Annotated in this window: 1 protein-coding gene; it reads left to right on the forward strand. The window is 47.3% G+C overall.

Annotation, left to right across the window (positions count from 1 at the left end; translation table 11 throughout):
* The first annotated feature begins 461 nt into the window (after positions 1–461).
* Entirely contained in the window at positions 462–779 is a 318-nt protein-coding gene (locus tag C8275_RS14520; protein WP_157948258.1) for a hypothetical protein, read from the forward strand.
* Positions 780–1,056 lie beyond the last annotated feature (277 nt).

Raw genomic sequence — 1,056 nt, forward strand, 5'->3', positions numbered from 1 at the left:
GTCTGCCTCCCGGGTCTTGGCATGCGCCTCACAGACCGCGCTGAACTCGTCGGGGGTCATCCGCTCAAAGTCATCCAACCGCATCCCGACACAGCCCAGCGCGTATCCCAACAACCCGGCTATGGTCAGGCTTTCTTTTTTTTACTCCTGCATCCTGCTCCGTGCCCTCCAGCATCGCGGCGGCCCAGGCTTCCACCTGGTCGGGGGCGATATGGTCGGCGATGTAGGGGCGACCGGTCTGGTCGCCCGGTCCAACAAACGCCCGGTCCAACACGCATCCGGTTCGCCCCCTACACGCTACACGGTCAAAACGGTTTAGACTTCCGTCTCGCTGTATGAAGCGGCTCAGGGCTCAGCTTATGCAAATCCTATACCTATTTCAGTTTGCCAAAAAAGAATATAATCTAAATATAAAAACAGGTCGCGTTATATGTAAGAGGACAGCCCGAACTACTATATTTGTGATTATCAAAACACTTGTCAAACGAACTTTAAATTTAAATATTATGCCTATCGGATGTATACTCTGGATAATCTTACTTTTCATCCTTGCCACAGACAAGACAGAATGGCGTCCAACTATTATCGGCGCAATTATTGTCATTATCGCCGCAATGATAATAGTGTCTACGCAAAAATGCGACATCAACTTCCCTGATGAACCGGGAAAAGACAAAGACAATAACGACAAAAAAACAATGAACCATGACAACAACGACATTAAAAGAGGCATTTGCGGCGAAATACCCGAAATACATGCAGATTCTTTCCATGTTTAAGAAGGCGAACGGCTGCCCCGCAACATAGGAAAACCTAACCAAACCACAGCTAGCCCGCTTTGTCAGCTTCATGACCGAACGATACATCATCTGTGGGCTAAGGCGGATGCCCGAATCAATATTGGAACCACGCCCCCCATAAACGCAAAAAGAGGGTGTGTCGCAATGAGCGATGCACCTTCTTTTTTTCGTCAATTACAAAAGAAAAGTTTGATATCTTCAAGCAGCGATATTTTGAAGATTTCTTTGATTTATGTGTTCCCTGCATCTGAAGAAA

The organism is Bacteroides sp. Marseille-P3684, from assembly GCF_900291465.1.
Classification (GTDB): Bacteria; Bacteroidota; Bacteroidia; order Bacteroidales; family Bacteroidaceae; genus Phocaeicola_A.